We start from the raw sequence: 11647 nt of genomic DNA, 5'->3' as shown, positions 1-11647 counted from the left end.
CGTCGGCATTTTTTTTTTCAAGCAGAAGACGGCATACGATATAGGAGTCCGTCTCGTGGGCTCGGAGGTGTGTATAAGTGTCCGCCTTCCCCCTGCCCGGCCGCGCGCCGACGAGGCCGCAGTCCAGCTCGCCGCCCGTCGGCGCGCGGCGCGGCAGGAAAGGGCAGCGCTTCGTGCTCGACCCGGTGCGGGTGGTGGCGTGCCCGGGCGCGGTGGTGTGGCTGCGGGGCGAGAACGGCTCGGGCAAGACCTCGCTCCTGCGGGCCCTGGCGGGGCTCGACGGCGCGCCCGCCCCGGCTGTGCCCGCGGCGCTGGCCCTGCAGCGCGCGGCGGACCAGGTCGCCGAGACCACCCTCGCCGACTTCCTCGGCTCCGCCGAGGCAGCCCGGGAGCTCGGCCTGGACCCGGAGGAGCACCCCCTGGACCTGTCCGCGCGGGACCTCCGGCTCGCCCAGCTGGCGCAGGCGTTCGGGCAGGGCCGGCCGCTGGTGCTCCTGGACGAGCCCGACGTCGGCCTCGACGCCCCCGGCCGGGCCGCCGCGCACGAGCGGATCGCCCAGGGGCTGCGCGGCGGGGCAGCCGTGGTGCTGACGTGCCACGACGAGGCGTTCGTGGCCGAGGTGGGGCGCTACGCGGACGTCGTCACGCTGGGGCTGTAGGCACCTGCGGCCCTTAGGAGCAGAAGTAGGCGATGCGCTCGCGCGCGACGAGCAAGACCCCGGCGGCGACGGCGAGGGCGGTGAGGGCGAAGAAGAACCAGGCCAGCGCCCTGCGCGGCGGCGAGGACGGCGGCGAGGAAGACACCCCCGTAGGCGGCCGCCCCGGCGGCCAGCGCCGCGCCGGCAGGGTGGTGACCCACGCCAGCACCATCCGGGCTGCGACGGACCACCGCACCTTGCCCTTCGGGCCGGTCAGGCCCGAGCCCATAATCGAGCCGGTGGCGACATGGGTGGTGGACAGGGCCATGCCCAGGTGCGAGGAGGTGCGAATTATCCTCCAGGCGCCGCGCCCGCCCCGTTTCGGGGTGCCCCGCGGCAGCGGGGGAGTGCGTTCTACCCGGTCAGGCCCGTGGATTCGACAACGCGGCGCAGGGTGGCCGCGGAGGCGTCGAAGCGCTCGAACTCGTCCTCGTCCAGACGCAGCTCCACCACGTTGCGCACGCCACCGCGGTTGAGGATGGTGGGGGTTCCGATGTAGATGTCCCGGCGCGCGTACTCGCCCTGCAGCAGCGCGGAGACGGGCAGTGCCACGTCCTCGTTGCGCAGGATCGCCCGCGTGATGCGGGCCAGAGCGGAGCCGATGCCGAAGGAGGTGTTGCCCTTGCGGCGGATGATGTCGTACGCGGCGTCGCGGGTTTTGTGGAACAGCTTGTCGACGTCCTCGTAGACGTGCGGGTTCTTCTCCGACTCCTTCGCCACAATGCGGGGAATCGGCACGCCCGCAATGCTTCCCGACGACAACACCGGCAGCTCGGAATCCCCGTGCTCGCCGATGATGTAGGCGTGCACCGCCGAGGGGGCGATGTTGTACAGCCGGCTTAGGTTGTGGCGCCACCGGGCCGTGTCGAGCACCGTGCCGGAGCCGATGACCTGGTTCGAGGGCAGCCCCGTCTGCTTCCACGTGACGTAGCTGAGCACGTCGACGGGGTTGGTGGCCACCAGGTAGATGCCGTTGAAGCCGTTCTCCATCACCTGGCGGTTGATCGACTCGAAGATCTCCACGTTGCGCGCCACCAGGTCGAGGCGCGTCTCGCCCTCGCGCTGGGCGACACCCGCGCAGTTGACCACCATCGTCGCGTCCCGGCAGTCCGCGTACGTGCCGACGGTGACCTGGATGTTGTGGCCCGAGAACGGCACCGAGTGAGCGAGGTCCTCCACCTGCGCCCATGCCATGTCCTCGTCGAGGTCGATGATGGCCAGGTGGTCGGTCAAACCCTGATTGAGCAGCGCGTAGGCGTAGGCGATGCCCACCGCCCCCGCGCCGATAACAACGATCTTGCTTCCCTGCGTCACGGTCGTGTGTGTCACTGCCGAAACCCCCATCGGTCAAAATTCGTGGCGACGTCTGCTGACACCCGGGAGTGTACGGGCCCTCCCGCGGGCGTGCTACCGCTCCAGCTTCCATGCGGCACCTTCGCTACACGACGGCGCGTCCCTGTTCATAGAGGCGAGCAGGCATGGGGCGGTGCAGCTTCCACTCGAATTGAATCGGTTTCTCACCGCTGTGGCGAACGTGGTTGACGTCCCCGAGGAAGGTATACGCGCCAGCCCCGCCGATCGAGTTCCGTCTCGCGTTGCGGACGCAGAGAAATACCCGGCTGCCGAGTTCTTCGTGGTGGATGTAGCGTTGCCCGGTTTTCGAGTCGAGCGCCGTACGCGCCTGAGATTCCCACTGGAAAAGGTCCTTGGTGATGGGGAAGTCTTTGTAGCGGGTGCTGACCGAGAAATCCTTGTCCTCTTTGACCAGGGTGACGAAGAACAAGTCGACAGCGGCCTCTTCCAAGAACCTGACGCCGCCTTGAGTTGCGGGAAGCAGCGACGCCAGCGGAGCCCGCCACAGCGCGGCAACGAGTTCGTTGCTGGAGTAATCGGCGTGGGAAAACAAAACGCCGGCACCGGGGCCTTCGACAGCGCCGGGCGAGACCAGAGCTCTGGCGAGCGAGTAGCTCAAGATCTGCCGCAATTCTTCGTAGAACGACGGGGCTTGACGAAGGGCGGAGATTGCCTCGTCGACAGTGGCGGGGGCGGTTGGGCCTTTCTGGTTCACCCATAGGTGGGCTGCCAGCATCCGCGCGAAGGTCATGTCAGTGTCCGAGAACTCTTCGACCGGGGGACCCTGAGGGTTGGCGATCCGGAGGTAGGCTTCTGCTCGTTGTTGGTCGTTGACGTGCAGCAACGTGCGAAGCCGTCCGAGGAGAAACTCCTCGTGGGGAGGCGCAGGGGACGGAGAAGTGAGAAGGCCTTCGTGACGGAGGATGTTCGTCCATCCGCCGGCTTTGGGCCGGTAGATGTCCCCAAGCTGCAGTTGTGTGTTGTCCAGGAACTCTGAGAGATCGGTGGTCTGCTCGAGCTGGGCTAGCTTACGGAGTCGGCTCAGCGTGGGTGCCGCCAGCTGCTTGACGTTCTTCAAGACCCGCTCCTGCGTGACGCGGTCCAACTGTATGTGGGTGCCTCCGGGCAGCGACGGAAAATCGTTGGTGAGCTCGTCTTCCAGCCGTTTGCCGCGCTTGCCCGTGAGTGCAGCGAATCGGGCCTCGTAACTGAATTCCTCGTGCTGCATTCCGAGGAAGTCGAGCACCGTGCAGACCTTGCCGGGGCGTTTCCGGAGACCGCGGCCGAGCTGCTGAAGGAAGATGACCGGGCTTTCCGTAGGCCTCAGAAGTAACAACGTATTCGCATCGGGGATGTCGATGCCCTCGTTGAACAGGTCGACGGTAAAAAGGATTTTCAGCTCGCCGTTGCGGAGGTTATCTACGAGGCGGCGTCGGTCGAAGGCCGTCGTTTCTGAGGTGATCGCGGCGGCGGGGATCCCGTACTTCCGGAACTGCTCAGCCATAAAGTTTGCGTGGGGGATGCTGACGCAAAACCCCAGGGCCCTCATGGCGTCAAGGTCGAAGACGCGCCGCTTTAGCTCGTTCAGGATGAGGCGGACCCGCGACTCTCCAGCCTTGATGTAGAACTCGCTCAATGCTGCTGGGTCGTAGGCCTTCTTATGACGGGACCACGCGACGCCGGTGAGGTTCGTTTCGTCGTTGATCCCGAAGTAATGCATGGGCGCGACGAGGCCGACGTGCAACGCATCCCACAGCCGGAGCTCATATGCGACGCGGTAGTCGAACAATTTCTGCACGTTGACGCCGTCGCCCCGCTCAGGGGTTGCGGTGAGGCCAAGCAGCTCTTTCGGTGAAATGTGGTCGAGAAGCTTCTGGTAAGTCGTCGCCTCCGCATGGTGGAACTCGTCCACTACGACGATCTCGAAATCCTCGGCGCCGACCTGGTCCAGTGTCTTGCTAAGGCTCTGGATCGTCGCAAAAACATGCTTCCCGTGCACCGGTTTCCTGGTGCCATCAAGCAGTTCCCCGAAGCTGGAATCGTGTAAGACTTCTCGGTAGGTCCGCATCGCTTGCTGCAGGAGCTCAGTCCGGTGCGCAACGAAAAGCAGACTCGGTTTTCGCTTCCACTGCTCTGAGATGCGCCTGTAGTCGAGGGCAGCGACGACAGTCTTGCCGGTACCCGTAGCGGCGATGAGGAGGTTGCGATGGCGATCGTGCGTGGTGCGCTCCGCCTCGAGCGCCTCTAACATCGTCTCCTGATAAGGATAAGGCTCGACGCGCAGGCCAGAAAGCTCTAGAGATGTGCCTGCTTTTGAGCCCAAACTGGCGCGCTTGAGGGATTTCCGAAGACGCTCGTGATCTGTTCCGGGGGAGTAACCGGCAAAGTGAACGTCGTTCCAATAAGTATCGAAAACAGCCTCGAACTTCTCGAGAATTGCCGGTGTCTCGACCCGCGACGCCCGCACGTTCCACTCGATGCCGTCGATTAACGCTGAGTTAGAGAGGTTGGAGCTGCCGATGTAGGCAGTATCAAAGCCCGACTCGCGCCGGAACAGCCACGCCTTCGCGTGGAGGCGGGTCTCTTGAGATTCGTAGCCGATCTTCACCTCGGCTCCGAACTCCTCCACCAGGCGATCAATCGCTTGCGGGTCCGAGGCACCGCAATAGGTGGAGGTGATAACGCGGAGGGGAATTGAATTGTCGCGCAGGTACTCGAGCTGGTCCCGGATCACAGAAATGCCCGAGTTCTTGATGAATGCGCATAACAAGTCAACGCGATCCGCTGTCCTGATCTCGCGCTTGATTTCGGCCGACATGCTCTGCTCGTAACCGGCGTTTGTCAGGAGGTACGTGTCGGTGAGGGAGGTGGGGCTGATCGCTGGAGGGTCTCCAAGCGACGCCTCGTAAACGGCGTGCAGGATCTGTTCCGAATCGATGAGATCGTCGGGGTCGATAAGCGCCGCAATCTGATTGATGAGCTCCACGCGTTGGACCGCGTCGCGGGAAGAACGAAGCTTTTGTACGAGGTGGTCGCTCAAGGTCCGGACCATGGCCTCGGTAAAACGTTCGTGTAAACCATCCGTCGCGGGCTCGAGAGCGATTCGGACGTGGGGAGCTTCCTCTCGAGTCGCGTTGATGCGCTCTTGCAACCGGTGCGTCAGAGCGGATTCGTAGGCGCCGAGCGGAAGGACAGAATCGCTTCTAGTCATCGGCTGCCGCCTCCTCCTCCTGGAGCAGCTGCACCGTGGGCACGTCGGCGGGAGCCCAATCAAGGAGGTGTAGCTCGCTGCGGGGCACCCACCTGAGGGCGATGTGCTCCGTCATGGTGGGGGTTCCTCCTCGCAGCTCGCATTCGAAGGTCGACAAGACGATTACGGTGTCACCGGTGTCGTGGCGGGTCGAGGCGAGATGTGAGCCGACGGCTGCATCCACACGTAGCTCTTCGAGCAGCTCCCGACGTAGCGCCTCCTCCGCCGATTCACCCGGCTCGACCTTTCCACCGGGAAACTCCCACTTTCCCGCCATCGATTTGCCCGGGCCGCGCCGGGCAGCAAACACCTTGTCCCCGGAAGTGAACACAGCTCCGACGACCTCAATCACTCTCACCATGCATAGAATCCTAAAGTTCCTGCGGACGGACGTGCGCTGCCGTCGGCAAAAAAATTCGGGTCTGCGCCCGCGGGACGTCGTCAAGCAAATTCCCGCGAATAGTAATACCGCCCCAGGTGGCGTACTGTGGGGTGGCAATGAGCATTTCCGAAAACGCTACCGGCGGCGAGTTTGAGCCGGACATGAATCTGTCGGAAACTCAGGAAAACCCGCAGGATGCCGTGGCCGATCAGGCCGCAGAACAAGGCACCAGGGATGCGGGTACTTCTGAGGACACCGGCGCTTCGGCTGGCCAGGACGCCAGTGCCGAAGCCACCGCCGAAGCACCCGAAGACACCGAGACCCCCTCAGAGCCCGAAAACGCTGAGCTGGAGAACGCCGAGCCGGAGAACGGTTTCGAGAAGCTGACGCTGCCGGAGCGCGTCGTCAAGGCGGTCAAGAAGGTCGGGTTCGAGCAGCCCTCCGCCATCCAGGCCGAGACGATCCCGCTGTTGATGCAGGGCCGCGACGTTGTCGGCCTCGCGCAGACGGGCACCGGCAAGACCGCGGCGTTCGCGCTTCCGGTCCTGTCCCGGATCAACCCGGAGGACCGTTTCCCGCAGGCCCTGGTCCTCGCGCCGACGCGCGAGCTGGCGCTGCAGGTCTCGGACTCCTTCCAGTCGTTCGCCGATCACCTCGGCGGCATCCACGTCCTGCCGATCTACGGTGGCCAGGCCTACGGCATCCAGCTGTCCGGCCTGCGCCGCGGCGCGCAGATCATCGTGGGCACCCCGGGCCGCGTCATCGACCACCTGGAGAAGGGCTCGCTGGACATCTCCAACCTGCGCTTCCTCGTGCTCGACGAGGCGGACGAGATGCTGAACATGGGCTTCCAGGAGGACGTCGAGCGCATCCTCGAGGACACCCCGGACGACAAGCAGGTCGCGCTGTTTTCCGCGACGATGCCGAACGGCATCCGCCGCATCTCCAAGCAGTACCTCAATGACCCGGCCGAGGTCACGGTCAAGTCCGAGACCCGCACGAACACCAACATCACGCAGCGCTACCTGTTCACGGCGCACCGCAACAAGCTCGACGCGATGACCCGCATCCTCGAGGTCACCGAGTTCGAGGCGATGATCGTGTTCGTCCGAACCAAGCAGGAGACCGAGGAGATCGCCGAGAAGCTGCGCGCCCGCGGTTTCTCCGCCGCCGCGATCAACGGCGACATCGCCCAGCAGCAGCGCGAGAGGACGGTCGATCAGCTTCGCGACGGCCGACTCGACATCCTGGTGGCCACCGACGTCGCCGCCCGCGGCCTGGACGTCGAGCGCATCAGCCACGTGCTGAACTTCGACATCCCGAACGACACCGAAAGCTACGTGCACCGCATCGGCCGCACCGGCCGCGCCGGCCGCTCCGGCGAGGCGATCCTCTTCGTCACCCCGCGCGAGCGCCGCATGCTCCGCTCCATCGAGCGCGTCACCAACGCGACCATCGAGGAGATGGACCTGCCGACCGTCGACGAGGTCAACGAGAGCCGCAAGCTGCGCTTCATGGACTCCATCACCGAGTCCCTCGAGGCCAGCGACCTGCAGGTGTTCAAGTCGATGGTGCGCGAGTACTCCGCGGCCAACAACATCCCGATGGATGACATCGCCGCGGCCTTGGCCACCCAGGCCCAGGCCGGCGACGAGTTCCTCATGAAGGAGCCGCCGAAGGAGAAGCGCGACCGCCGCGACCGCTTCGACCGCGACGACCGCCGTGGCCGGCGCGACCGCTTTGACCGGGACGATCGCGGAGACCGCGGGGACAGGGGCGACCGTGGCGGGCGCCGCGGCCGTTTCGGCGGCGACAGCGAGAACTTCGACACGTACCGTCTTGACGTCGGTAAGCGTCAGCACGTGCGCCCGGGTGCCATCGTCGGCGCCCTGGCCAACGAGGGCGGGCTGAGCTCCCGCGACTTCGGCCGCATCACCATCGGCGGCGACTTCACTCTGGTGGAGCTGCCGAAGAACCTCGACCGCGACGTGCTGGACCGGCTCTCAGACACCCGCATCTCCGGCCAGCTGATCAACATCCAGCGCGACAAGGGTGCCCCCCGGGGGCGCGGAGGCCGTGGCTGGGACCGTGAAGACCGCGGAGGCCGTGGCGGGCGCGGGGATCGCGGAGACCGGGGTGGACGTGGACGCCGCGACTGGCGCGACTAAACTCCGAGGGGTCTGACAGAGTACTCCCGCCAAAGGATCGAGATGAACGCCCACCGCCCCCTGGCCGCGTGCGCCGCGGCGCTGACACTGCTCACGGGGGTGGTGGGCGTTTCGCCTGCCTCCGCCCAGGATCTCAGTCGCATCGACCAGGGCGGCGCCGTCTACGTCGAGGGCAGCGGCTACTGCACCGTCGGTTACAACGACCCGGCGAACCGGCGCAGCTTCGTCGCCGCGCACTGCGGCCAGGACGGCGCGCGGGTGAGCATCGTGGACCACGACACCCAGACCGGCTCCGGGCACGTGGGCACCTTCTACCGCTCCAAGGCCTTCGACAGCCGCCTGGGCAACGACTGGGCCGCCATCCAGTGGGACGGCGGGGTGAACATCGGCCCCAACGGGTTCTCTGGCGACCCGTGGGTCCGCCCGAACGAGGTCTCCCCGGGCGAGCAGGTGTGCTACTACGGGCAGACCTCCAACCGGCCCCGGGGTAACGTCACGTGCGGCACGTACAGCGGGCACGTGGGCAACACCTACTTCGTCGACGCCCCGCTGACCCAGCCCGGCGACTCCGGCGGGCCCATGTGGGTGCCGGGGCGCGGCTTCATCGGCGTCGTCTCCAGCATGTGGGCGACCAACGCGAACTTCCTGCCCGGCTCGTCCAACTACGTCGTCGGCGTGCTCCCCGAGGACGGCCCGGCCGTGCCCGAGCTGCAACTGCTGGGCCTCTACGTGCAGAACGCGCTGCTGCCGCGCTCCGGGTCTTCGGCGGGCCCGGTGGGTGACTTCCTGCGCCAGGCGTTCGCGCAGTTCTTCAGCTTCATCGCCACCCTGCCGATCTCTCTGCCGGGGATCGTCTCCTACAACCGGGCAGGCGAGTAAGCGGCGCAGGCGCTTGACGGAAAAGGCCGGGCTCCACACCATCAGGTGGGAGCCCGGCCTTTGTGCGTCCGGTGGACTACATGGTCGGGTCAGGCAGGAACATCAGGATGAGGACGATGAACCAGAGCAGGTTGAACACGCCGGCGCCAGCGGCGGCCTTGGCCTTCGCGCCCTCGAAGTTGGAGGTGCGGTCGGAGGGGTCGGCATCGGCAGGGGACAGGGCGCCGAGGCTGCCCATGATCTTGCGCTGCTGGGGAACGACCATGGCGAAGAGCACCGCCCACGCGATGACGGAGAGGATCACCGCGGTGTGGAGCCAGTAGTTCGTCTTGAAGTGGACCCAGTTGGAGGTCAGCACCACAACGCCGAGGAGCGGAACCAGCAGGGACAGGGTGCCGTAGCGGGTGGTGATCTTGTGCAGGATGGAGGCGCGGCCGGTGGCCTCCTCGCTGCCGTCGTGCGCGCTGACGGCCTGCGCGGGGAACATGGAGGTGGCGACCATGACCGGGCCGAGAAGCAGGATCGCGGCGGCGACGTGGATAAACACGAGGATTGTAGTCATGGCCCCCACCTTACGGTACGGGGACGGGTGCGCGGGCCTGCCCCACCTGGGAAGGGGCCAGCTCGCGCCTGCCGGCCAGCCCCGCCACACCCGAGCAGGCGCGCCGCGCCGCCCGGAGATCCGGGGCCGGGAGGGCCAGGCCGTACTCGGCGGCCACGGCCACGAGGCGCCGCGCGTAGGCGCAGCGGGCCCGGCGCTGCGGCGGGAGCCACTCGCTGGGCAGCTGGTCCGATTTCGCCTGGTTGGCCGCCGACGAGGTGACCACGAGGTTGCGGGGGTCGTTGGCGAAGTCGCGGCGCCGCTGCGGCGTCCAGGCGTGGGCGCCGAGGTCCCAGGCGGCCGAGAGCGGCACGAGGTGGTCGATCTCCACGTCGGACGGGACGAGGGGGCGCCCGGTGTAGGGGTCGGGGATGGGGGAGACGTCCCACTGCCGGTGCGGGGCCCGGCACGTGCCGGAGCGGAAGGCCCGCGCCATGGCGACGGTGCGGGTGGTGCAGGCGTCGTCAAGCGTCGCCCACCCCTCGCCGAACTCCTCTCGGGAGTAGCCGAGGACCGTCGCGCGCGGCGGGCCGGCCGCCGCCTCGAAGCGGGCGAGGCCGGTGGGGAAGGGAACAACGAGGGCGGTGAGAACGCTCAGGATGAGCAGGTAGAGGCGCATGCCCCCTTAGACGGTCGCGTCGCCCGCCCGGTTCCCGCGCACGTGGCGCAGCGCGTCGTCGAAGGTGGACTCGGGGTGGGCCGTGGCGTACTCGGTGACGCGGACCGCGGTGTCGAACTCCTCGTCGATGCCCGGCTTGGGGCGGGTGAGCAGGGAGACCGCGACGAGCGCCAGGGTGGCGAAGGCGACGCCCGGAACGATCTCGTAGATGATGCCCGACAGCGTCTCGGAGGAGCCCCACACGAAGACGGTCGCGGCGCCGACGACCATGCCCGCGATCGCGCCGGGCGCGGTGAGGCGCCGCCAGTAGAGCGCGGCCACGACGACCGGGCCGAAGGCGGCACCGAAGCCCGCCCACGCGAAGCCCACCAGGCCGAGGATGGTGTCGGAGGGGTTGACGGCCAGGAGCATCGCCACCACGGCGACGAGGACGACCATCGTGCGGGAGAGCACGAGAAGGGTCGTGTGCGAGGGCTCCCGGCGGGCCACGATGCGGTAGAGGTCCTCGATCAGCGCCGAGGAGGTGATGAGCAGCTGGGAGGACATCGTGGACATGATCGCCGCGAGAACGGCGGTGAGGATGATCCCGGCGAACAGCGGGTGGAACAGGATGCGCGCGAGGTCGAGGAAGATCGTCTCGAAGCCGGTCTGGTCGGTCACGTTGTCGGCCTTCTGCGCGAAGAACACGGTGGAGACCAGGGCGGTGAACACCGCGCCGATGTAGCAGACGAGCACCCAGAACGTGCCGGTGCGGCGGGCGGAGGCCGCCTGGGCGGGCGAGCTCAGCGCCATGAAGCGGGTGACGATGTGCGGCTGGCCCACGTAGCCCAGCCCCCAGGCGAGATTGCCCAGGATGGTGGCCACCGAGACCCCGGCGACCATGTTGAAGTAGTTCGGGTTGCCTTCCGGCCAGGGGCCGTAGGCGTGATCGGTGGCGAAGGAGAAGACCTCGCCGGGGTTGTCCAGGGCGACGAGCGCCATGATCGGCACGATGATGAGCGCGAGGAACATCAGCGCGCCCTGCACCACGTCGGTGTAGGACACGGCGAGGAAGCCGCCGATGAAGGTGTAGAGCACCGTGACCGAGCCGACGATGAGCATGCCCGTGAGGTAGTCGCCCTGGAAGGTGGACTCGAAGTAGCGCCCGCCGGAGACCATGCCGGAGGAGACGTAGAAGGTGAAGAAGACGATGATGATCACCGCTGCGGCGGCGCGCAGGACGCGGGAGGAGTCGTGGGTGCGGTTCTCGAAGAAGGAGGGCAGCGTGATCGAGTTGTTCGCCACCTCAGTGTAGGAGCGCAGCCGGGGCGCGACCCACTTCCAGTTCGCCCACGTGCCCACGAAAAGGCCGACGACGATCCACAGCTCGCTCATGCCCGAGACGAACAGCGCGCCGGGCAGGCCCATGAGCAGCCAGCCCGACATGTCGGACGCGCCCGCGGACAGGCCCGCCACGAAGGGGTTCAGGCCCCGGTCGGCGAGGACGTAGTCGTCGTACTTGTTCGTCTGCAGCCACGAGTAGAAGCCGATGGCCACCATCAGGCCGAAATACAGCACGATGGCGAGCACGAGCCAGAAACTGTCAGTCATCTATCCTCTTGTCCTCCGGAGGCGCGAATTCATGGGAGCGTTCAACAATTCATCGAGCCTAGTTGACGCGCTTCGCACCCACGCGGGAAACCGGCGGAAATCCGGCC

The 11647-nt window shown here is 66.6% G+C and carries 9 protein-coding genes and 1 pseudogene; 3 read left to right on the top strand and 7 right to left on the bottom strand.

The window, feature by feature from the left end:
- Positions 1-77 precede the first annotated feature (77 nt).
- On the top strand, positions 78-659 hold the full coding sequence (locus DYZ02_RS02540) for an ABC transporter ATP-binding protein (protein ID WP_115684857.1): 582 nt from the start codon (positions 78-80) through the stop codon (positions 657-659).
- A gap of 178 nt (positions 660-837) precedes the next feature.
- Here the strand turns inward: DYZ02_RS02540 and DYZ02_RS11500 are convergent.
- From DYZ02_RS11500 to DYZ02_RS02520, 4 genes and pseudogenes are all read right to left on the bottom strand, one after another.
- Positions 838-993 (bottom strand): annotated as a pseudogene (locus DYZ02_RS11500) (inorganic phosphate transporter); the annotation flags it as partial.
- Between the two features lie 59 nt (positions 994-1052).
- Positions 1053-2027 carry an L-lactate dehydrogenase gene (locus tag DYZ02_RS02530; protein ID WP_245945558.1) on the bottom strand — a complete coding sequence of 325 codons (975 nt, stop codon included), beginning with the start codon at positions 2025-2027 and terminating at the stop codon, positions 1053-1055.
- 109 nt (positions 2028-2136) lie between these two features.
- Positions 2137-5262 carry a DEAD/DEAH box helicase gene (locus DYZ02_RS02525; RefSeq protein ID WP_115684855.1) on the bottom strand — a complete coding sequence of 1042 codons (3126 nt, stop codon included), beginning with the start codon at positions 5260-5262 and terminating at the stop codon, positions 2137-2139.
- Positions 5255-5662 (bottom strand): (deoxy)nucleoside triphosphate pyrophosphohydrolase, encoded by a 408-nt coding sequence (locus tag DYZ02_RS02520; RefSeq protein WP_115684854.1) that lies wholly within the window; start codon positions 5660-5662, stop codon positions 5255-5257. Before DYZ02_RS02520 ends, DYZ02_RS02525 begins: the two co-directional genes overlap by 8 nt.
- Positions 5663-5799: 137 nt before the next feature.
- Between DYZ02_RS02520 and DYZ02_RS02515 the strand changes: the two genes are divergently transcribed.
- Together DYZ02_RS02515 and DYZ02_RS02510 are read left to right on the top strand one after the other, a co-directional pair.
- The gene (locus DYZ02_RS02515) at positions 5800-7851 is read left to right on the top strand and encodes a DEAD/DEAH box helicase (RefSeq protein ID WP_115684853.1); all 2052 of its coding nucleotides are present in this window, start codon (positions 5800-5802) and stop codon (positions 7849-7851) included.
- A gap of 42 nt (positions 7852-7893) precedes the next feature.
- Complete coding sequence (locus tag DYZ02_RS02510) at positions 7894-8730, top strand: trypsin-like serine protease (RefSeq protein WP_115684852.1); 837 nt, start codon at positions 7894-7896, stop codon at positions 8728-8730.
- 76 nt (positions 8731-8806) lie between these two features.
- On the opposite strand, the gene DYZ02_RS02505 is transcribed toward DYZ02_RS02510, so the two are convergent.
- From DYZ02_RS02505 to putP, 3 genes are read right to left on the bottom strand one after another with little or no spacing between them, the layout of a single operon-like run.
- Entirely contained in the window at positions 8807-9292 is a 486-nt protein-coding gene (locus DYZ02_RS02505) for a DUF2269 domain-containing protein (RefSeq protein WP_115684851.1), read from the bottom strand.
- Positions 9293-9302: 10 nt separating this feature from the next.
- On the bottom strand, positions 9303-9950 hold the full coding sequence (locus tag DYZ02_RS02500) for an HNH endonuclease family protein (RefSeq protein ID WP_115684850.1): 648 nt from the start codon (positions 9948-9950) through the stop codon (positions 9303-9305).
- Between the two features lie 6 nt (positions 9951-9956).
- Positions 9957-11540, bottom strand: coding sequence for a sodium/proline symporter PutP (putP, locus tag DYZ02_RS02495; RefSeq protein WP_115684849.1), 1584 nt, complete (start codon positions 11538-11540; stop codon positions 9957-9959).
- Positions 11541-11647: the final 107 nt, after the last annotated feature.

Source organism: Corynebacterium senegalense (assembly GCF_900411315.1).
GTDB lineage: Bacteria > Actinomycetota > Actinomycetes > Mycobacteriales > Mycobacteriaceae > Corynebacterium > Corynebacterium senegalense.
Note: the sequence above shows the minus strand (reverse complement) of the source record. Positions and strands in the feature narration are given on the sequence as shown.

Coding starts and splice junctions, on each gene's coding strand:
- DYZ02_RS02525 (WP_115684855.1), bottom strand. CDS start 5,262: ATGACTAGAAGCGATTCTGTCCTTCCGCTCGGCGCCTACGAATCCGCT.
- DYZ02_RS02520 (WP_115684854.1), bottom strand. CDS start 5,662: ATGGTGAGAGTGATTGAGGTCGTCGGAGCTGTGTTCACTTCCGGGGAC.
- DYZ02_RS02515 (WP_115684853.1), top strand. CDS start 5,800: ATGAGCATTTCCGAAAACGCTACCGGCGGCGAGTTTGAGCCGGACATG.
- DYZ02_RS02510 (WP_115684852.1), top strand. CDS start 7,894: ATGAACGCCCACCGCCCCCTGGCCGCGTGCGCCGCGGCGCTGACACTG.
- DYZ02_RS02505 (WP_115684851.1), bottom strand. CDS start 9,292: ATGACTACAATCCTCGTGTTTATCCACGTCGCCGCCGCGATCCTGCTT.
- DYZ02_RS02500 (WP_115684850.1), bottom strand. CDS start 9,950: ATGCGCCTCTACCTGCTCATCCTGAGCGTTCTCACCGCCCTCGTTGTT.
- putP (WP_115684849.1), bottom strand. CDS start 11,540: ATGACTGACAGTTTCTGGCTCGTGCTCGCCATCGTGCTGTATTTCGGC.